We start from the raw sequence: 19,983 nt of genomic DNA on the forward strand, positions 1-19,983 counted from the left end.
CAGCGCTCAAAGGTTCAGAGTTCACAAGAGAAAGGTCAACGATTACCGTGACCCACGAACTACTCACGATCGGGCGCATCAGCGTTGATATCTACCCGAATGACATCGGAGTGGACCTGGAGGACGTGACGTCCTTCGGTAAGTACCTCGGAGGCTCGCCCTCCAACGTGGCTGTTGCGGCAGCCCGCCATGGCCGCCGCACCGGTGTCATCACCCGGACCGGCGATGACGCCTTCGGGAAGTACCTGCACCGCGAACTTCACAAGTTCAATGTTGACGATTCGTTCGTGTCGCCGGTTGCGGAATACCCCACGGCAGTGACGTTCTGCGCGATCAAGCCCGCAACGGACGAGTTCCCGCTGTACTTCTACGGCCGCTTCCCCACGGCGCCTGACCTGCAGATCAAAGCCGAAGAGCTTGATCTGGAAGCTGTCCGCGAAGCAGGAATCTTCTGGTCCACCGTCACCGGCCTGTGCCAGGAGCCCAGCCGCAGCGCACACATCGCCGCACACCAGGCCCGTCCCCGGACCGGCTTGAAGCCGGGCCAGTTCACCATCTTGGACCTGGATTACCGCCCCATGTTCTGGTCGTCCGAAGAAGAAGCCCGCACCGAGGTCGCCAAGATCCTCCCGCACGTCACTGTCGCGATCGGCAACGATAAGGAATGCGCCGTCGCCGTGGGTGAGGGAACGCCTGATGAGCAGGCAGACCGCTTGCTGGCCGCTGGCGTCGAAATCGCCGTCGTGAAGCTTGGCGCTGAAGGCGTGATGGCCAAGACCCGCACGGAACGCGTGGTCTCGGCGCCTGTCCCGGTGGAAACCGTCAACGGCCTGGGCGCCGGCGACTCCTTCGGCGGCGCTTTCTGTCACGGACTGCTGTCCGGCTGGCCGCTGTCGGAAGTCCTCGACTACGCCAACGCTTCGGGCGCGATTGTCGCCTCCCGGGTGTCGTGCGCGGATGCGATGCCGACGCCGGACGAGGTCACCTCGCTGCTCGCCGAACGTGGCCGGCCCATTCCCGGTGCCTCACTTGCAGCCTCCTCGACCCTCGCAGAAGGAGCAGTGCGTTGAGCCTCAACGATGACCCCCGCCGTTATGAGCACCTGAGCCGGATCAGGCTTGAAGACCCGGAAGCTGTTGCCCGCGCTGCAGCCACGCGCCGCAGGCACCCTGGACTGAAGCACGGCAAGCAGAACTTCATCGTCGCGGCTGACCACCCGGCCCGTGGTGCCCTGGCCGTCGGCTCCGAGCCCATGGCGATGGCCGACCGCCGCGACCTCCTGGACCGCCTCCAGATTGCGTTGGCCAACCCCGCCGTGGACGGCATCCTCGCCTCGCCGGACATCATGGACGACCTCCTGCTCCTGGGCGCGTTGGATGGCAAACTCATTTTTGGTTCCATGAACCGTGGCGGCCTGGCCGGTCTGGTCAACGAGTTCGACGACCGTTTCACCGGACACACGGCAGAGGCCCTTGAAGCACTCGGCGCCGATGGCGGCAAGATGCTGACCCGTATCTGCCTGGGCGACCCGGACACGGTGGCCACCCTCGAAGCCACTGCCAAAGCCATTGATTCCCTGGCAGCACGCAAGCTGATCGCCATGGTGGAGCCGTTCCTGTCCGTGCGTGACGCCCACGGCAAAGTCCGCAACGACCTCCGCGCAGATGCTGTGATCAAGTCCGTGGGAATTGCCGAGGGCCTCGGCTCTACCAGTGCCTACACCTGGATGAAACTGCCGGTGGTGGCCGAAATGGAACGCGTCATGGCCTCCACCACCCTGCCGACCGTACTCTTGGGCGGCGACCCGGACGGTACCCAGGACGAGGTGTTCGCTAGCTGGCAAGCGGCATTGGCACTTCCGGGCGTGCGTGGCCTGACGGTCGGGCGCACCCTGCTGTACCCGCACGACGGCGACGTCGCAGGTGCCGTAGCAACGGCCGCCTCGCTGCTGAACAACACTGCGTCCGTGCCCGCCGTTGCGCCGCAGAATGGCGCTGATGCCCGTATTCCAGTGAAAGTATCGGAGTAGAAGACCCATGGGAACAGCAACCCGTCGGATGACCGTGGCGCAGGCCGTGGTCGAGTTCCTTTCCAAGCAGTACACCGTGGATTCCATTAACGGAGTGGAGTATCGTGAGCGCCTGATTCCGGGCACGTTCGGCATCTTCGGACACGGCAATGTTGCTGGTGTGGGACAGGCCTTGAAGCAGTACCAAGCTGCGGACCCCACCATCATGCCGTACTACCAGGGCCGCAACGAGCAGGCCCAGGTCCATCAGGCGGTAGGGTACGCACGGCACACGCGCCGCCGCCAGACGTTCGCGATCAGCACCTCCATCGGCCCGGGTTCCTCGAACCTGCTGACAGGTGCCGCCTTGGCCACCACCAACCGCCTTCCCGTTCTGCTGCTGCCGAGTGACACCTTCGCAACCCGCGCGGCGGACCCTGTGCTGCAGCAGTTGGAGCTCCCGTACGCTTACGACATCACGGTCAACGATGCCTTCCGTCCGTTGTCCAAGTTCTTCGACCGGGTCTCGCGTCCGGAACAGTTGTTCTCCGCGTTCCACCACGGGCTGCGTGTTCTGACGGATCCGGCGGAGACTGGTGCCGTCACCATTTCGCTGCCGCAGGATGTCCAGGCCGAGGCCTTCGACGTCCCGGAAGAGTTCCTGGCCGAACGTGAATGGCGGATCCGCCGCCCCGAGGCCGAGGATGACGACATCCGCCGCGCCGTGGAGGCCATCCGCGCGGCCAAGCGCCCGCTGATCATCGCCGGCGGTGGAGTCCTCTACGCCTACGCCAACGATGAACTCGCCAAGTTCGCTGAACTGACCGGCATTCCGGTAGGCAACACCCAGGCCGGCGTGGGCGTCCTGCCGTGGGACCATAAGTTCTCCCTCGGTGCCATCGGTTCAACCGGCACGACGGCGGCCAACGCCATCGCCGCCGAAGCGGACCTCATCATCGGTATCGGCACGCGCTACGAGGACTTCACCACCGCGTCCCGCACGGCGTTCCAAAACCCGGACGTGAAGTTCGTGAACATCAACGTGGCCCCCATCGACGCTTACAAGCACGGGACAACGCTCCCGATCGTCGCTGACGCCCGCAAGGCATTGGTGAAGCTGAACGAGGCCCTGGGCGGGTACCGCGTCGGTGCTGACCTCGAACAGAAGGTCGCTGCGGAAAAGAAGCGCTGGAACGCGATCGTGGACGAGGCTTTCGAGACCCGTTACACACCGCTGCCGGCCCAGAACGAGATCATCGGTGCCACCAACAAGGCCATGGATGACCAGGACGTTGTCATCTGTGCCGCCGGTTCGCTGCCGGGTGACCTGCACAAGATGTGGCGTGTCCGCGACCCGTTCGGCTACCACGTGGAATACGCGTACTCCTGCATGGGCTACGAAATCCCCGGCGGGCTGGGCGTGAAGCGCGCAGCGCTGGCCGAAGCCGCCGCCGGTGGTCCGGACAGGGATGTGGTGGTCATGGTGGGGGACGGCTCCTACCTGATGATGCATACCGAACTGGTCACCGCCGTCGCCGAACGCATCAAGCTGATCGTGGTCCTGATACAGAACCACGGCTACGCCTCCATCGGTTCGCTGTCCGAGTCCCTCGGCTCGCAGCGCTTCGGTACGCAGTACCGCGTCCTGGACAAAGAACAGCACAGTTTCGACGCCGGTGAACACCTGCCCATCGACCTCGCCACCAACGCCGAATCCCTGGGCGCGAAGGTCATCCGGATCGAGCCTGGGGAGAACGTCATTGAGTCCCTGGGCGCAGCCATCAAGGAAGCCAAGGCAGCCCCGGAGACCGGCCCGATCGTGATCCACGTCGAATCCGATCCGCTGCTGGATGCGCCGTCCTCCGAATCCTGGTGGGACGTCCCCGTCTCGCAGGTCTCGGACCTGGAGTCCACCCAGCAGGCTTACAAGACGTACACCGACCACAAGAACCGCCAGCGCAAACTGCTCGGCTGATTCCCGCACACGTCACGCTACAGACCAAAGGAAGTCCGCACATGTCGACGACGACCACACTGACCACCATTCACCACTTCATCAACGGCGCTGAAACCACCGGTGAGGGCGACCGCACCCAGCCGGTGTACAACCCGGCCACCGGCCAGGTTACGGCTGAACTGCGCCTGGCCAACGAGGCTGACCTGAACACAGCGGTTGCCGCCGCGAAGAAGGCCGCGGAGTCCTGGGGTGACATTTCCCTGGCCAAGCGCACCGCCGTGCTGTTCAAGTTCCGTGAGCTCGTGGCCGCCCACGTGGACGAACTCGCTGAGCTGATCACCGCCGAGCACGGCAAGGTCCTCTCTGACGCCAAGGGCGAGATCGGCCGTGGCCTGGAGGTCATCGAGTTCGCTTGTGGCATTCCGCAGTTGCTCAAGGGTGACTACTCTGACCAGGTCTCCACGGGCATCGATGTTTTCTCGTTCCGTGAGCCGCTGGGCGTGGTAGCCGGTATCACGCCGTTCAACTTCCCGGTCATGGTTCCGTTGTGGATGGCTCCGATGGCCATCGCCACCGGCAACGCGTTCATCCTCAAGCCCTCCGAGCGCGATCCGTCCGCCTCGATGCTGCTGGCCAAGCTGTGGAAGCAGGCCGGACTGCCGGACGGAGTGTTCCAGGTCCTGCACGGTGGCAAGGAAACCGTTGAGGGCCTGCTGACCCACCCGGACGTGGACGGCATCTCCTTCGTCGGCTCCACCCCGATCGCCCAGTACGTCCACGAGACCGCCACCAAGCACGGCAAGCGCGTCCAGGCCCTGGGCGGGGCGAAGAACCACGCCATCGTAATGCCCGACGCCGACCTCGACAACGCCGCAGACCACCTCGCCGCTGCCGCTTTCGGCTCAGCGGGGGAGCGCTGCATGGCCATCTCCGTCGCTGTGGCCGTCGGTGACGCCGCCGACCTGATCGTGAAGAAGGTCGAAGAACGCGCCCTGGCCGTGAAGGTCAAGAACGGCACCGAACCCGACGCTGAAATGGGCCCGGTCATCACCCCGGCTTCCAAGGAACGCATCGTCAAGATCGTCACCGAAGCCGAAACGGCCGGCGCGGCAATGGTGGTGGATGGCCGTGACCTGGTGGTCCCCGGCCACGAAGACGGCTTCTGGGTGGGCCCCACCGTGATCGACCACGTCAAGACCGAAATGACCGCCTACACCGAGGAAATCTTCGGACCCGTCCTGGTGGTGGTCCGCGTGGCCGACCTCGAAGAAGGCATCGCCCTGATCAACTCCAACCCGTACGGCAACGGCACCGCGATCTTCACCTCCTCCGGCGCGAACGCCCGGAAGTTCCAGCGCTCCGTGACCGTGGGCATGGTCGGCGTCAACGTTCCCCTGCCCGTGCCGGTGGCCTACCACTCCTTCGGTGGTTGGAAGAACTCCCTCTTCGGCGACAAGCACATCTACGGCCCCGAAGGCGTCTCCTTCTACACCCGGGGCAAGGTCATCACCTCACGCTGGCCCGAGCCCACCCACGCCTCCGGCGCCTCGTACAACTTCCCCTCCAACTAGCAGCTTCCCGAAGAAAGACAACGCTGTCATGACTGATGTTGAGAACAAGCTGATCATCGGCACCGCCCCTGACTCCTGGGGCGTATGGTTCGCGGATGATCCCCAACAGACCCCGTGGGAACGCTTCCTGGACGAGGTTGCGGAGTCCGGCTACAAGTGGATCGAACTGGGCCCGTACGGCTACCTGCCGAACGACCCCGCACGCTTGGCTGAAGAGCTCAAGCAGCGCGACCTCAAGGTCACTGCGGGAACGGTCTTCACGGCTTTCCACCGCGGGGCCAAGCAGTACGACGAGGCGTGGGAACCGGCGCGCAAGGTTGCCGAACTGACGGCAGCCATGGGCGGTGAACACGTGGTGGTCATCCCCGCGATGTGGCGGGACGATGTCACAGGCGAGGCCGTGGAAAACGGTAACCTGACGGATGAGCAGTGGGCGGACCTCTTCGCAGGCCACAACCGCATGGGCAAGGTCCTGCTGGAGGACTTCGGGCTGCACCAGCAGTTCCACTCGCACGCCGATTCGCACGTCGGTGCGCAGCAGGACATCGAAACCCTGCTGGCGGCGACGGATCCGCGGTACTTGAACCTTTGCCTGGACACGGGCCACGCGGAATACTGCGGCGCTTCCAGCCTGGAACTCATCAAAAACTATCCGGACCGCATCGGCTACCTGCACCTCAAGCAGATCAACCCCGAGGTCCTTGCCGAGGTCAACGAGAAGAACATGACGTGGGCAGCTGCCAACATTGCCGGCGTGATGACCGAGCCGCCGAACGGACTCCCGGACCTGCGCGCCGTCATCGACGCCGTGGAGGCGCTCAACCGCCCCATTTTCGGCATCGTGGAGCAGGACATGTACCCGGTGGCATTCGATGTGCCGATGCCCATCGCCAAGCGGACCCGCAACTATCTGCTTTCCTGCGGATCCCGTACCCGCGTTGAGTAACGCAGTCCAGTAACGCCTGCCAACAGCACCCCCACAAGAACCTCACGAAGGATAAGAACAGTGACCAAGACTCTCCGCGTTGCCGTCATCGGTGCGGGCCGCATGGGTGCGGACCACATCAAGCGACTCAGCACCCGCATCCACGGCGCTGAAGTTGCCGCCGTTGTCGACGTCGACCTCGCCCGCGCGCAAGCCGCCATTGAAGGCATCGACGGCGCCGTGGCGCTGGCCAGCGCCGACGAGGCCCTCAACAACGGTGACGTGAACGCCGTCCTCATTGCCACCCCGGGATTCCTCCACGAGGAAATCCTCTACAAGGCGCTCGAAAAAGACTTCCCGATTCTTTGCGAGAAGCCGCTGACCCCTGACGCTGAAAGCGCCTGGAAGGTTGTTCAGGCCGAGCAGGCGCTCGGCCACAAGCGGATCCAGGTGGGCTTCATGCGCCGCTTCGACGCCGAGTATGCGGCGCTCGGTTCGGTCATCCGCAACAGCGAATTGGGGGAGCTGTTGATGCTGCACCACCAGCACCGCAACCCGACAACGCCCGAGGGCTTCACCAACGAGATGCTGATCAACGACTCCGTGGTCCACGAATTTGACGCGATCCGCTACTTCACCGGTGAGGAAATCACCTCCGTGCAGGTCCGCCTGGGCAAGGCGACGCGTAACGCCCCGAATGGCCAGCACGATCCCCAGCACGTGTTGCTGGAAACCGAATCAGGTGTGCTGGCCGACGTCGAAATCTACGTCAACGCCAAGTTCGGCTACCAGGTGGCCACGCAGGCTTCCTTCGAGGACGGGATCGTGAGCATCGGCGGGGACTCCGGCCCCTACATCCAGTCCGCGGGCAAGTGGGGCGGCAACGTCACCCCTGGCTTTGAGGAGCGTTTCGGAGCGGCGTACGACGTCGAGGTGCAGGCTTGGGTGGACGCCGCCCTTCGTGGCGAAATCGGCGGGCCCACCGCTTGGGACGGTTACGCCACCGCGGCTTGCTGCGAGGCAGGCGTCGAGGCTCAGAAGTCCGGCGAGAAGGTCAAAGTCCAGCTGAACACCAAGCCGGACCTGTACAGGTAGGGGATTGAGCATGAAGATCGCACTGGATCCCACCCCGTTCCACCACAGTCACAGCCTGCTGGAGTTCCCGCGTGTGGCCGCGGACCTGGGCTACAAGTACCTGCAGATGACCCCGCACGCGGACCTCATCCCGTTCTTCAACCACCCCAAGGCAGACGACGAGCTGGTGGGGAAGCTGAAAGCAGCGTGCAAGGACGCCAGCGTCGAGATCGCCTCGGTCCTGCCGGTCCTGCGCTGGTCCGGTCCGGACGAGGATGCGCGGGAAGCCGCGGTCCGCTACTGGAAGCGCGCCATCCAGATTGCCGTGGACCTTGGGGTGCAGACCATGAACACGGAGTTCAGCGGCCGTCCCGAGAAGGCCGAAGAGTCGGAGCGGGCGTTCTACCGCTCCATGGAAGAGCTCCTGCCCATCATCGAACGCGAAGATCTGGACGTGCTGATTGACCCGCACCCGGACGACTTCGTTGAAGACGGGCTTGCTGCCCTGCGCGTGATCCGCGGCGTCAACTCGCCGAATATCGGCATGGTCTATGTCGCTTCGCACACGTTCCACATGGGGAACCAACCCTTGGAGATCATGCGGGCGGCCGGGGACAAGCTGCGGCTGGTCCACGTCTCGGACACCATGAACCATCACGCGTCCCACGGCCTGCGCTACATCACCAACCCGCCCGGCAACGCCGTACGCGTCCACCAGCACCTGAAGATCGGCGACGGGGACGTCAACTGGGACGAGTTCTTTGGCGGGCTGAAAGAAATCGGCTTCCTGGACAAGGCGAACACCGTGATGGTTTCTTCGGTCTTCGCCGAGGATGAGAACGCGGAAGACGTGTCCCGCTACCAGCTCAAGACGATGAACGACTACGTCGCCCAGGCCAAGTAACGCGAGTTTTCGTACAGCTAATGCCCCCAAGACCGCGTCTTGGGGGCATTAGCTGTACAAAAACTCAGCCGGTTAGGCCGTGAACGGGAGCCTGGGATCGATGTCCTGGCCTTCCCAGGTCCGGCGGATCCAGCCGTGGTGGGGGTCGTCGCTGATGAGCCAGTCGCGCACGCGGCCAGGACCGGCCATGACATTGAGGTAGTACAGGTCGTAGCCCGGCGCCGCCATGGCAGGTCCGTGCCAGCCATACGGCACCAGCACTACGTCGCCAGTGCGGACCTCGGCTGAGACATCGATGGGGCGCTCGTCGGAGGCGTACACGCGCGCGTGGCCGAACGCGTCGGCGTCTTCAGGCGCGGGCGAACCGGCAGCTACCCGGGTCTCGAAGTAGTAGATCTCTTCAAGGCTGGTCTCGCCGTCCTTCTCCTCATCGTGCTTGTGAGGAGGGTAGGACGACCAGTTGCCGGCCGGGGTGATGACTTCGCAGACGATGAAACGGTCCGCTTCCAGTGCGGCGGGCGTACCGAAGTTGTGCACCTGCCGCGAGCAGTTACCGGCACCGCGAAGTTCCACGGGGGTCTCGGCTGCGGTGATCAACCGGGTCGGGTACGCGGCCTTGGCCGGGGCGGTCGCAATGGCGACCCTGCCGCCGTCGTTCGAACTGATGGTGACTGCCTTGTCGATACCCGTGTACAGGACGTCGCTGGGCCCGTGGAAAACGGACTGCCGCCCGGCGAGGACGTACTCGCCGTCGTCGACCGTTACGGTGAACGAGCCGCTCAGCGGCACCACTATGCGTTCTTCCGCGGCTGCGGGAAGTTCGACGGCGGCCCCGGCGGCGAGCGTCGCCACCTTCAGTCCCGTGTGGGCCCAACCGTCGACGGCGAGGTTGGAATCTGACGTGCCCAGGGAGATGTCCCACTTGCCGTCATTGGCTGTTCCCAGCGGGTAGACCCAGTTGGCCATATGTAATCTGTCCTTGCTTTAGCGCTGTACGAGTGTCATTTCAAAGCTGTAGGAGTCGGCTCGGTAGACGTGGTGACCGGTTTCCACCATGCGGCCGGTGTCGTCCACGGCAGTGCGTTCCATGGTGACCAGGGCTGAACCCACCTCTGCTTCGAGCAGGGGAGCCTGGTAGTCGTTGGCAATCATGGCGCCGATGCGCTGCGATGCGAGCCTGAAGTTGACGCCACCACGGCGGAGGATGGCGTAAAGGCCCTCCTTGGAAAGCTGGGCTTCATCCATGCTGGTGATGTCATCGCGGACCCAGTTCTCCATGAGCGCCAGCGGCTTGCCGCCCACTTTGCGCAAGCGCGTGAAGTGGTAGACCTTGGAGCCGGCGGGCAATTGGAGGGCTGTGAGCGTGAGCGCGTCGGCTTCGACGTGGGAGAAGCTCAGGACTTCGGTGGTGGGCTTCTTGCCGTTGTTGCTGAGGTCGTCGTAGAGGCTGGAGAGTTCCAGCGGCCGGCGGACCTGGCTGGCTACCACCTGTGTTCCCACCCCGCGTTTGCGAACCAGGAGACCGGCGCGGACGAGCTCATCCATTGCCTTGCGCATGGTGGGCCGGGACAGGTTGAGTTGTGCCGCGAGGTCGATCTCGTTGTCCAAGCGGCTCCCGGGTTCCAGGATGCCGCTGTGGATCGCGGCCTCGATGCCCTGGACCACTTGGTGGTAGAGGGGCACTGGAGACGAACGATCGATGCTGAGACTGAGTTGGTTCGCCACTGGATTCTCCTAGACGCCTGCTGAAGACCGGCCAGGGAAGCAGGATGTGGCTCCTCTGCCGGATGGAAGCGTATGTCCGGTCATGTTCTCTTGATAGGACATACTGCCTTTTTTGATGATAGCAGCCGGGTTATGGCCGTCAAGGTCATCGCCCCACGCGGGACGTTCTTTGTCGTCTACACGAGGAGGTCAAGTAAAAACATCCTAATGTCAGGACAAACTATTGACAAAGTGTGAGGCGAGTCACCATGATCGGTGTAGTGGGGAGATCCGGATACGAGTCTTCGGACCCCTCAACCTGAAATCAAAGGAGATAACGGTGGCAAAATTCTCATGGCGCAAAGCGGCGGTCGTCGCTGCAGTGGTTCCCTTGGTGGCACTGAGCGCTTGTTCGAGCCAGGGTGGCAAGCCGGCAGATTCCGGTGGGGGAGCAGCCGCCGGCCAGGTGGCCGGCACTGATCGCATCAAAGTTGCCCTGATTACGCACGCCGCTGCCGGTGACACCTTCTGGGACATCGTCCGCAAGGGTGCGGAGGAAGCATCGGCGAAGGACAATGTCGAGTTGCTGTACACCAGCGACCCCGAAGCCGGCCGCCAGGCGCAGCTGGTCCAGCAGGCCATTGACCAGAAGGTGGACGGCATCGCCGTAACGCTGGCGACCCCGGACGCCCTGAAGGATGTACTGAAGAAGGCCACCGATGCAGGTATCCCGGTGGTCAGCCTCAATGCCGGCGAATCCGTCTCGGCCCAGCTCGGCGCCTTCACCCACTTCGGTTCCAACGAGCAACTGGCCGGCGAGGCCGTCGGTACCAGGCTCGCGGCCGAAGGTTACAAGCACCCCGTCTGCGTCATCCAGCAGCAGGGCCACGTAGGTTTGGAAGCCCGTTGCGCCGGCGTCAAGGCCAAGGTTCCCGCAACGGAGATCCTCTATGTTGACGGCAAGGACATGACAGCCGTCCAGTCCACTGCCACTGCCAAACTCCAGGCGGCCAAGGACGCGGATGTGATCATCGGGCTCGGTGCCCCGATCACGCTGACCCTGCTCAAGTCTGTTACCGACGCTGGAAGCTCGTCCAAGGTGGCCAGCTTCGACCTCAACGCCGACCTCGCCCAGAAGATCGTTGACGGAGCAGTCATTTTCACTGTTGACCAGCAGCCGTGGCTTCAGGGCTACATGTCCGTGGATTCCCTGTGGCAGGCAAAGCGCGGCGGCTTCAAGATCGGTGGCGGCCAGCCGGTCCTGACCGGACCAACCATCGTGGACAAGTCCAACGCTTCCGACGTCCTCAAATTCGCCCAGCAGGGCGTCCGCTAGATCCCGGCATCAGGCTGCGCGGCGGGCAACCGCCGCGCAGCCTGGACAACAAGGAGTCACTCCCATGGCAAACACAGCAACCCTGCCGCCGGCGACATCGCCTGGTGATGAACGGGTCGGCCGCCGCAACCCCTTCCAGAAATTCCTCGCCAGGCCCGAGGTTGGTGCCCTCGTTGGTGCCGTGGTCCTCTTTATCTTCTTCGCCTCGGTGTCGCAGACGTTCACCCAACCGAACGCCCTCGCCACCGTCCTTTACGGTTCTTCGACCATCGGCATCATGGCCGTGGGCGTGTCGCTGCTGATGATCGGAGGCGAGTTCGACCTTTCCACCGGCGTGGCCGTGATCTCGTCAGCGCTGACCGCCTCGCTGTTCAGCTGGAACTTCTCGTTGAACGCCTGGGTTGGTGTGGGCTTGGCCCTGGTGGTCTCGCTGGGCATCGGATTCATCAACGGCTGGATCCTGGTCAAGACCAAGCTGCCAAGCTTCATCGTCACCCTGGCCACGTTCCTGATGCTCACCGGCCTCAACCTGGCGCTGACCCGCCTGATCGGCGGCAGTGTTTCCTCCCCGTCCATCTCCAAGCTTGACGGCTTCGAATCAGCACGTGCGGTTTTCGCGTCCTCCGTCAGCATTGGCGGAGTGGAAGTGAAGATCACCGTCTTCTTCTGGATCGTCCTTGTCCTGATCGCATCCTGGGTGCTCCTGCGCACGAAGGTCGGCAACTGGATCTTCGCAGTGGGCGGTGACGCCAATGCTGCCCGGGCCGTAGGTGTCCCGGTGACCAAGACCAAGATCGGCCTGTTCATGGCTGTGGGTTTCTGCGGCTGGATCCTGGGCATGCACAACCTCTTCGCCTTCGACGCCGTGCAGTCCGGTGAAGGTGTCGGCAACGAGTTCCTCTACATCATCGCCGCAGTCATTGGTGGCTGCCTCCTCACCGGCGGCTACGGCTCAGCAGTGGGCGGCGCCATCGGTGCCTTCATCTTTGGCATGGCCAACAAGGGCATCGTGTACGCACAATGGAATCCGGACTGGTTCAAGTTCTTCCTTGGCTTGATGCTCCTGCTGGCAACCATCGTCAACCTCATCGTCAAACGCCGGGCAGAGCTGAAGTAAGGGGCCGGAACCATGAACGCACAACAGATTGACCAGCAAACCCTGCTGAAAGACGAGAAGGACCCTTTGACGCACACACCGGTGCACCTGCTCTCACTCGATGGCATAGGCAAGCACTACGGCAACATCATCGCCCTGCGCGATGTCACCATGGCCGTGGACAACGGCCGCGTCACCTGCGTCCTGGGCGACAACGGCGCCGGCAAGTCCACGCTGATCAAGATCATCGCTGGTTTGCACCAGCACGACGAGGGCACACTTCAGGTGATGGGTGACGAGCGGAAGTTCAACTCACCCCGTGACGCCCTCGACGCCGGCATCGCCACCGTCTACCAGGACCTCGCCGTGGTCCCGCTGATGCCCATCTGGCGGAACTTCTTCCTCGGCTCCGAACTCACCAGCGGTTTCGGTCCGTTCAAGAGCATGGATGTCCAGAAGATGAAGGACATCACCAGGAAGGAACTCGCCGACATGGGCATCGACCTGCGCGATGTCGAGCAGCCCATCGGCCAGCTTTCCGGTGGTGAGCGCCAGTGTGTGGCAATTGCCCGTGCTGTGTACTTCGGCGCCAAGGTCCTGATCCTGGACGAACCGACAGCAGCGCTGGGAGTCAAGCAGTCCGGCGTCGTACTTCGCTACATCCTGCAGGCACGCGACCGGGGCCTGGGCGTCATCTTCATTACCCACAACCCGCACCACGCCTTCCCCGTCGGTGACCGGTTCCTGCTGCTCAAGCGCGGCAAGTCGATCGGCTACCACGACAAGAAGGACATCACCCTGGATGAACTGACAGCCCAGATGGCTGGTGGCGCGGAGTTGGCTGAGCTGGCCCATGAGCTGGAGCAGCTTGGCGGACACTCCGCGGCGCTCGAGGAAGTCAAAGCCGAGGTAGCGGATGTCGCCGAGGCCACGACGGAGGCCGCCCCCAAGCGCCACTAGGCAGCCCTTCATGGAATTCTGCCCGGAGCCTGCAACGGTTCCGGGCAGAGTTATTTCAGCAGCAGGGCCTCAGCGCGTGGACGTTGTGCCGCGCAGTACCAGGGCGGGTTCAATAAGCTTCCGCTCGGGGAGGAGCGCGGGGTCCTCGATCCGTGCGAGCAGTCTGCGGGCGGTGTCCACTCCGACCAGATCGCTCCGGTTGTCGATGGAGGTCAGGTCCAGATAGCGCGACTTCGCCAAGGGGGAGTTGTCGTAGCCAATCACCGAAACATCATCCGGCACGGACAAGCCACGGGCCTTGAGGGCGGCGAAGGCGCCCAGGGCCATGGTGTCGTTGGCTGCGAAGACTGCGGTGGTGTCCGGGTGGTGCTCCAGGAGCCACACGGTCGCAGCGTAGCCGTCTTCCTCCGACGTACCGACGGACTCACTGACAACAGACCCGACGCCGGCAGTCTCCACAGCGCGCAGGAAGCCGGCCCGCCGGTGTGCGGAGGCGCCGTCGGAACCTGAGAGGTGACCGATGCGGACGTGGCCCAGTTCCAGCAAATGGTTGGCGGCCAGGCGGCCGCCGGTGTCGTCGTCGTTGGTGATCAGGTCCGCGCCTTCCGGGATGCCTTTGCGCCAGCCTGCCACCACGGTGGGAACCCAGGTTCCGGACAACATGGCTTCGCTGGGCTCGGCCGCGAGTGCCAGGGCATCGACATGCATGGCAAGCAGGCCGTCGGTGGCTTCCTTGATGCGGTTCTCGCCTGGCCTGGAGTCCGCGAGCATCACTTGGTAGCCCAGATCGGAAAGGACGGACTCCATGCCGCGGAGAAGATCCACGAACCAAAGGTTCCGGTAGTCGTCGATGACCAGGCCGATGCTCTTGGTCTTGCTGCTCGCCAGGGTGGTGGCGGCCCGGCTGGGCCGGTAGCCGAGCTCCGAGATGGCCTTCTGCACAGCGCCCCGGCGCTTTTCGCTGATGCGTGCAGGATCCTTAAGGAACAAGGAAACCAACGACGGCGAGACTCCCGCCTGGGTAGCGACGTCGTAGAGCGTTGGCCGACGGGCCAGGGGACTGTTCTGTGTTCCGGGGCTTGTCACGGGATTCCTGGATGCCTTTCGTTCTGTCTTCGAGGATAGTCGGTTAATGATTGACAGGACATATAGACATAGTTACGATCAAATCCAGCGTAAAAATTGTAGCGCTACAAAATGCCGTAAAGCGCCTCGGGCGCAGGCGAAATTTCGAAGGAGAAATCATGGCTGAAAGCCTCGGCGTCGCCGTCATCGGTGCGGGCATGGCCGGCAAGGCCCACGCTGCCGCTTACCGGACCGCATCCGCCCTCTACAGCCCGGTGCTGCCACCGGTCCGCCTCGTCTCGATCGGCGACGTCAATGCTGAATTCGGCTCACTGGCAGCACGCCGTTTCGGGTACGAGCGCAACGACACCTCCTGGCAGGCCATTGCCGAAGCTGACGACATCGATGTGGTCAGCGTGGTCATCGCCAACTCCCTGCACCGCGAAGTGGTCGAAGGGTTGTTGGCCGCCGGCAAGCATGTCCTATGCGAAAAGCCGCTCAGCGATACCTTGGACGACGCACGGGCCATGGCCGACGCCGCCCGGGCAGCGGAAGCCCGCGGAACCCTTGCCCGCATCGGTTTCACATTCCGCCGCACCCCTGGCATCGCCTACATTCGCGACCTGATCCGCAATGGAACGCTTGGCAATGTGCTCCACTTCAGTGGCCGATACTGGACGGATTACGGCTTCAGCCCCGCCGCGCCCATGAGCTGGCGCTACAAGGGCGGGCCCGGATCAGGTGCGCTGGCCGACGTCGGAAGCCACCTGACATACGTCTCCGAATTCCTCTGTGGCGACATCAAATCCATCAGCGGCGGGCGACTGACGACGGCGATCGACAAGCGTCCCCTGCCGCTCAGCGCCGTGATGGGCCATGACCATGTTGCTGTCAGTGACGTATTTGAAGCCGTGGAGAATGACGACTACGCCGCTTTCAACGCTGAGTTCACCAACGGTGCCGGCAGCTTCGAAGTCTCACGTGTGGCGGCAGGCCACGCCAACAGCCTGCAATTTGAAGTCTTTTGCGAGAACGGCGCAGCCAAGTTCGACCAGCGCAGGCCTTCAGAGATCCAGTTGTTCCTGAACGATGGATCCGGGAATGAGAACGGCTACCGCCAAGTCATCCTTGGCCCGGGCCACCCCTACATCGCCGGAGGCCTTGCCATGGATGCGCCCGAGGTTGGTTTCGGCCAGAACGACGCGTTCGGCTACCAGGCGCGGGCCTTCCTGGAAGAGGTTGCCGGCCTCAGCGCGGAGTCCTCCCTGCCCCGCTGTGCAACGTTCGATGAAGGTGTCCGCAATATGGAGCTCCTTGGCGCCGTCACCGACTCCGCTCTCAACAACGGAAAGAAGATCACGCTATGAAGCTCGGCGTCTACAACGCGATCCTGCACGACCGCCCCCTGCCCGAAGCGTTGAAAGTCATTGCCGACCTTGGGCTCACGGGGATCGAGATCAACACGGGCGGCTTCCTGCCCGCTGTGCACGTGCCTACCTTTGACCAGATTCTGGAAAGCGACGCAGCCCGTGATGACTACCTCGCGGTCTTCGAGGGCACTGGCGTGTCCATTGCAGGCTTGAACTGCAACGGCAACCCCCTGCACCCCAAACGCGAGATCGGTGAAAAGCACGCGGAGGACATTCGGCGCTCGATCCGCTTGGCGAGCCGCCTGGGCCAGAACCGGGTGGTCACAATGTCCGGCCTTCCCGGTGGTGAGCCTGGCGCGAGTACCGTCAATTGGGTGGTCAACGCCTGGAACTCGGCCGCACTGGATGTGCTGGATTACCAATGGGGCGTGGCTGCGGATTTCTGGAAGGAAACCGATCGCCTCGCTGCCGATCACGGTGTCAAGGTGGCTTTGGAGCTGCATCCGCAGAACATCGTGTTCAACACCGCCGACGTCTACAAGCTGATCGAGCTCACCGGCGCCACCCATGTGGGCGTGGAGCTCGACGCTTCCCACCTGTTCTGGCAGCAGATGGATCCGGTGGCCGTGGTCCGGGAGCTTGGCCCGTTGGTGTTCCAGGCGGCCGCAAAGGACGTGCGCGTCAACCAGGAAAATGCCGCGCTCTACGGTGTGCTGGACAACAGCTTCCGCAGACTCTCAGCCGACGAGAATCGCACCAACCTTGGCGGCGATGAGTGGGCCAATGAGTGGCCCAAGAACTCGGCGTGGGACTTCGTTGCCCTGGGTCGTGGGCACGACACCGCCTTTTGGACCGAATTCCTCCGGGCGCTGCATGACGTGGACCCGGACATGCTGGTGAACATCGAGCATGAAGACGTGTCCCTGGGGCGCATCGAAGGGCTGGAGGTCGCGGCGAAGGTCCTGTTGGATGCGGATGCTGCACTGGAGGAGTCATTGAAGCAAAAAGTTTGACAGGACAAACTAACAAGGTCTAGTCTCGCTTCAGGATTCTCGCCCCGAGACCGCTTTCTGCTGCAGTGACGGAGACAGAACATGACGAACGAAGTGACCCTCGGACTGGTAGGCGTTGGCCGGATCGGTGTGATGCATGCGAATAACATCAGCGCGCTGAACGGCACCATGGCGCAGGACGGTGTGAAGGTACGACTGAAGCTGACAGACGTCGCGGAGGAGCATGCACGCGCGGTGGCCGGCTCTGTCGGCGCCGACTTCCTGGGCTCTGTGGAGGAATTGATTGCCTCCGGGGTGGACGGTCTGGTCATAGCCACAGGCACGGCAACCCACCCGGAGCTCATCCGTGCCGGTATCGATGCCGGGATCCCTGTGTTCTGGGAAAAGCCTGTGGGCGTGAACGTTCCGGAATCCCTCCTGGTCCTGGACTATATCCGGGAGAAGAACGGCGTGGTGCAGATCGGGCACCAGCGTCGTTTCGATGCGGGTTACCTCGAGGCAAAACGGGCCTACGAAGCCGGAGAGCTTGGCTGGATCCATTCGCTTCGGGCAGTCACCTGCGACATGACCCCGCCGCCGGTCCAGTTCCTCGCCACCTCGGGTGGCTTGTTCCGGGACTGCTCCGTCCACGACTTCGACATCCTCCGCTGGCTCACCGGCAAGGAAATCGTGGAGGTCTTTGCCAAAGGCTCCAACAACGGCGATCCGGCAATTGGTGAGGTTGGCGACGTTGACACTGCCTTGGCGGTGGTGACGTTCGACGACGGCACGGTAGGTACGGTCTCGGCCAGCCGTTACAACGGGGCCGGCCATGATGTCCGGCTGGAACTCCAAGGCTCCAATGGCTCCGTCCTGGTTGGGATGGACGAGCACATGGCCATGCAGTCCGCCGAACCCGGCGTCGCGTTTCCCACGGGCACTCCTCATCTGACTTTTGCGGAGCGGTTTGATCAGGCGTATCGCTCGGAGATGGCTGCGTTTGTTGAACTGGTGCGCGGGCAGCGGAAGAATCCCTGCACGCCGGAGGACGCTGTGGCTGCTTCCAAGGTGGCGGATGCAGCACAGGAGTCCCTGGAGACGGGTGCGCCGGTCAGGGTTTCTGCCTAACTGAGACGTGTCTGCTTCGCCCGGTGTCTTGTTTTGGGTGGTGTGTGGTGGTGGTTGCGTCGGGGTGTTTGGTGGGGGTCGATGTGGGGTGGGGGGATGAACCAGGGGACGCCGTTTTGGATGGTGATGCGCCAGTGTTCTTTGTGGATGAGGTGGTGGTGGTGGGAGCAGAGCAGGGTGGCGTTGTTTGTTCCTGTGGTGCCGCCTTGTGACCAGTAGGTGATGTGGTGGGCTTCGCACCAGGGTGCGGGGAGGGTGCAGTCGGGGAACGCGCAGCCGCCGTCGCGGGCGGTGATGGCTTTGCGGATGTGGGGTGGGAAGATCCGGGTGGTGCGGCCGATGTCGAGTATTTGGGAGTCGGTGCCGAGCAGGACGGGCAGGATGTCGGCGTCGCAGGCTATTTTGCGGATGGTGTTGGGGTGGATCGGGCCGGTGAAGGTCGCGGTGCCGGTACTGACAGTGTTCCGGGGGCCCGGCTGATGTGTCGCGTTGGGCTGCTTCGGGGTGTTGGTTTCTTTTGTGGCGCTCGTGGTGGTGTGGGTGAGTTGTTGGAAGAGTTCGTGGTGGTCGATGGTGACGGTGAGTTGGGGTCGGAGTCCGCCGTTGCTGGGCAGTTTCCCGGTGGTCATGGCCACGGCGCAGGCGCCGACGAGGCCGTCGAGGAGTTTCTGGGCGCGGGAGCGCCGGTCCAGCCCGGGGACCGCACCGTTCGGAACACCCGCATCCGGTGCCGACGCGGTCGCCGTGCCGTGGTCAGCGCCTAGGGCCGTGCCCTGAACCGTGCCTTGGACAGTGCCTTGGTCAGGGCCGGTGGTGTTGGTGAGTCGTGGGTTGGTGGCGGCGTTCATGGCGGTGGTGAGGGTTTCGTATTGTTCGGTGGTGGCGAAGATTTCCAGGTGGTGGAGTCCGTGGCGGCGTCGGCGTCGTAGGAACGCGCCTTGGACGTGGTGGAGGGCTTCTTCGGTGGGTTCGGGGCCGTTTTGGTCGATGTGGTCGATCCAGCGGTTGGCCATTGTGGTGACGAAGTCGGGGTCGGATTGTGTGGCGGTGGTGGTGAGGGCGTGTTCCATGCCGGTGAGGGTGTCCGGGGCGGTGAAGTGTTGGGCTTTGTCCAGGGCGTTGCTGATGATCGTCGCGGACCGGGACGGGACCTGTCCGGTGTGGAGGGCGTCGGCGAGTCTTTGACGACGGGCCGGGATTTCCTGGCCGGTTATTCCGGCCCCGGGCAGGACATCGTTCGCGAGGGCGAGCCTGCGCCGTGCTTCGCCGATCCCGATCCTCAACCGGGCCCGCAGGAACTCCGCTGCGTTCCGGTACCCATCATCCAAAACACTGCCACCACCAGCACCATCCGCTTTGACGGTGCTTCCGGGGGCTGCTTCACCCGTACCACCACCGGATCCACCGCCACCTTCTGACTCACCGGCTGGTTCTGTCCACCCCGTCCGCCATTCCTGCGCGCCGGACGCCGGGGACTGTCCAGGCTGCTGTGCCGGCACCGCACGCTGCGCCTCCGTCCGGGTCCGCTCCACAGTCTGCGCCGCAACGACCTGGAGGTACTCAAGGGCCCGGGAAATCTCTTCGACCGATCCTGCGAAATCTGCGGCTTCCGTGAAGTCAAACAGCCGTGTCTCCTCGGCCGCGAGTGAACGCACAGCTGCCACTGCTGCAGCACCCAATGCCAGCGATTCGGCGAGTCCTGCAGCTCCGGCGCGGCCCTCAAATGACATACCGGCGGTTGGCCGCGCGCCAGGGTCGCTGCCGGTGAGCGCGGCGGCGAGTGACGCCGTCGAACCGGTTTTCTCGCTGTGACGGACGCGTCGGGGCAGGACTTTGGCGCCGGGCGAACCTGCCCGCCGCGCCAAAACATCCCCAATGCTTCCCATGCATCAA

Annotated in this window: 17 protein-coding genes; 13 read left to right on the forward strand and 4 right to left on the reverse strand. The window is 63.6% G+C overall.

All coding sequences use genetic code 11. The features are described from left to right. Window positions 1-47: 47 nt before the first annotated feature. Genes iolC through PYR64_RS03360 form a run of 7 tightly spaced genes read left to right on the forward strand, consistent with a single transcriptional unit; the run spans window position 48 to window position 8,439 of the window. A complete protein-coding gene (iolC, locus tag PYR64_RS03330; RefSeq protein WP_039240053.1) occupies window positions 48-1,070 on the forward strand; it encodes a 5-dehydro-2-deoxygluconokinase in 1,023 nt (340 codons plus the stop codon). After that, window positions 1,067-2,029, forward strand: a complete 963-nt coding sequence (locus PYR64_RS03335; RefSeq protein ID WP_275778331.1) for a deoxyribose-phosphate aldolase — start codon at window positions 1,067-1,069, stop codon at window positions 2,027-2,029. The genes iolC and PYR64_RS03335 overlap by 4 nt, the downstream gene beginning before the upstream one ends. A gap of 7 nt (window positions 2,030-2,036) precedes the next feature. Then, window positions 2,037-3,983: a 3D-(3,5/4)-trihydroxycyclohexane-1,2-dione acylhydrolase (decyclizing) gene (gene iolD, locus PYR64_RS03340; RefSeq protein WP_275778333.1), complete on the forward strand. Its 1,947-nt coding sequence runs from the start codon at window positions 2,037-2,039 to the stop codon at window positions 3,981-3,983. Between the two features lie 41 nt (window positions 3,984-4,024). Continuing rightward, window positions 4,025-5,536, forward strand: coding sequence for a CoA-acylating methylmalonate-semialdehyde dehydrogenase (locus tag PYR64_RS03345; protein ID WP_055973489.1), 1,512 nt, complete (start codon window positions 4,025-4,027; stop codon window positions 5,534-5,536). A 28-nt stretch (window positions 5,537-5,564) separates the two neighbouring features. Then, complete coding sequence (locus tag PYR64_RS03350) at window positions 5,565-6,482, forward strand: sugar phosphate isomerase/epimerase (RefSeq protein ID WP_039240059.1); 918 nt, start codon at window positions 5,565-5,567, stop codon at window positions 6,480-6,482. Between the two features lie 60 nt (window positions 6,483-6,542). Then, window positions 6,543-7,556, forward strand: a complete 1,014-nt coding sequence (locus PYR64_RS03355) for a Gfo/Idh/MocA family oxidoreductase (RefSeq protein WP_275778336.1) — start codon at window positions 6,543-6,545, stop codon at window positions 7,554-7,556. 10 nt (window positions 7,557-7,566) lie between these two features. Continuing rightward, entirely contained in the window at window positions 7,567-8,439 is an 873-nt protein-coding gene (locus PYR64_RS03360) for a sugar phosphate isomerase/epimerase (protein ID WP_275778338.1), read from the forward strand. Between the two features lie 72 nt (window positions 8,440-8,511). On the opposite strand, the gene iolB is transcribed toward PYR64_RS03360, so the two are convergent. Next, entirely contained in the window at window positions 8,512-9,405 is an 894-nt protein-coding gene (iolB, locus tag PYR64_RS03365) for a 5-deoxy-glucuronate isomerase (RefSeq protein WP_189076023.1), read from the reverse strand. 18 nt (window positions 9,406-9,423) lie between these two features. Continuing rightward, complete coding sequence (locus tag PYR64_RS03370) at window positions 9,424-10,164, reverse strand: GntR family transcriptional regulator (protein ID WP_018779623.1); 741 nt, start codon at window positions 10,162-10,164, stop codon at window positions 9,424-9,426. Between the two features lie 319 nt (window positions 10,165-10,483). Here PYR64_RS03370 and PYR64_RS03375 point away from each other — a divergent pair, with 319 nt between their 5' ends. From PYR64_RS03375 to PYR64_RS03385, 3 genes are all read left to right on the forward strand, one after another. Further along, entirely contained in the window at window positions 10,484-11,479 is a 996-nt protein-coding gene (locus PYR64_RS03375; protein ID WP_018779625.1) for a substrate-binding domain-containing protein, read from the forward strand. A gap of 64 nt (window positions 11,480-11,543) precedes the next feature. After that, window positions 11,544-12,596: an ABC transporter permease gene (locus PYR64_RS03380; RefSeq protein ID WP_018779626.1), complete on the forward strand. Its 1,053-nt coding sequence runs from the start codon at window positions 11,544-11,546 to the stop codon at window positions 12,594-12,596. Between the two features lie 12 nt (window positions 12,597-12,608). Further along, window positions 12,609-13,535 (forward strand): ATP-binding cassette domain-containing protein, encoded by a 927-nt coding sequence (locus PYR64_RS03385; RefSeq protein WP_275778344.1) that lies wholly within the window; start codon window positions 12,609-12,611, stop codon window positions 13,533-13,535. A gap of 69 nt (window positions 13,536-13,604) precedes the next feature. Here PYR64_RS03385 and PYR64_RS03390 read toward each other — a convergent pair whose 3' ends face one another. Beyond that, window positions 13,605-14,621, reverse strand: coding sequence for a LacI family DNA-binding transcriptional regulator (locus PYR64_RS03390; protein ID WP_275778346.1), 1,017 nt, complete (start codon window positions 14,619-14,621; stop codon window positions 13,605-13,607). Between the two features lie 158 nt (window positions 14,622-14,779). Between PYR64_RS03390 and PYR64_RS03395 the strand changes: the two genes are divergently transcribed. The 3 genes from PYR64_RS03395 (at window position 14,780) to PYR64_RS03405 (ending at window position 18,090) form a co-directional block, all read left to right on the forward strand. After that, complete coding sequence (locus PYR64_RS03395) at window positions 14,780-15,967, forward strand: Gfo/Idh/MocA family oxidoreductase (protein WP_179128342.1); 1,188 nt, start codon at window positions 14,780-14,782, stop codon at window positions 15,965-15,967. Beyond that, complete coding sequence (locus PYR64_RS03400; protein ID WP_039240072.1) at window positions 15,964-16,983, forward strand: sugar phosphate isomerase/epimerase; 1,020 nt, start codon at window positions 15,964-15,966, stop codon at window positions 16,981-16,983. Before PYR64_RS03395 ends, PYR64_RS03400 begins: the two co-directional genes overlap by 4 nt. Before the next feature lie 81 nt (window positions 16,984-17,064). Next, a complete protein-coding gene (locus PYR64_RS03405) occupies window positions 17,065-18,090 on the forward strand; it encodes a Gfo/Idh/MocA family oxidoreductase (protein WP_275778349.1) in 1,026 nt (341 codons plus the stop codon). Here the strand turns inward: PYR64_RS03405 and PYR64_RS03410 are convergent. Beyond that, a complete protein-coding gene (locus PYR64_RS03410) occupies window positions 18,087-19,976 on the reverse strand; it encodes an HNH endonuclease signature motif containing protein (RefSeq protein WP_275778351.1) in 1,890 nt (629 codons plus the stop codon). The genes PYR64_RS03405 and PYR64_RS03410 overlap by 4 nt on opposite strands. Between the last annotated feature and the right edge of the window lie 7 nt (window positions 19,977-19,983).

This window comes from Paenarthrobacter sp. Y-19, assembly GCF_029223985.1.
Lineage (GTDB): Bacteria > Actinomycetota > Actinomycetes > Actinomycetales > Micrococcaceae > Arthrobacter > Arthrobacter nicotinovorans.

Coding starts and splice junctions, on each gene's coding strand:
- iolD (WP_275778333.1), top strand. CDS start 2,037: ATGGGAACAGCAACCCGTCGGATGACCGTGGCGCAGGCCGTGGTCGAG.
- PYR64_RS03345 (WP_055973489.1), top strand. CDS start 4,025: ATGTCGACGACGACCACACTGACCACCATTCACCACTTCATCAACGGC.
- PYR64_RS03350 (WP_039240059.1), top strand. CDS start 5,565: ATGACTGATGTTGAGAACAAGCTGATCATCGGCACCGCCCCTGACTCC.
- PYR64_RS03360 (WP_275778338.1), top strand. CDS start 7,567: ATGAAGATCGCACTGGATCCCACCCCGTTCCACCACAGTCACAGCCTG.
- iolB (WP_189076023.1), bottom strand. CDS start 9,405: ATGGCCAACTGGGTCTACCCGCTGGGAACAGCCAATGACGGCAAGTGG.
- PYR64_RS03380 (WP_018779626.1), top strand. CDS start 11,544: ATGGCAAACACAGCAACCCTGCCGCCGGCGACATCGCCTGGTGATGAA.
- PYR64_RS03385 (WP_275778344.1), top strand. CDS start 12,609: ATGAACGCACAACAGATTGACCAGCAAACCCTGCTGAAAGACGAGAAG.
- PYR64_RS03395 (WP_179128342.1), top strand. CDS start 14,780: ATGGCTGAAAGCCTCGGCGTCGCCGTCATCGGTGCGGGCATGGCCGGC.
- PYR64_RS03400 (WP_039240072.1), top strand. CDS start 15,964: ATGAAGCTCGGCGTCTACAACGCGATCCTGCACGACCGCCCCCTGCCC.
- PYR64_RS03405 (WP_275778349.1), top strand. CDS start 17,065: ATGACGAACGAAGTGACCCTCGGACTGGTAGGCGTTGGCCGGATCGGT.
- PYR64_RS03410 (WP_275778351.1), bottom strand. CDS start 19,976: ATGGGAAGCATTGGGGATGTTTTGGCGCGGCGGGCAGGTTCGCCCGGC.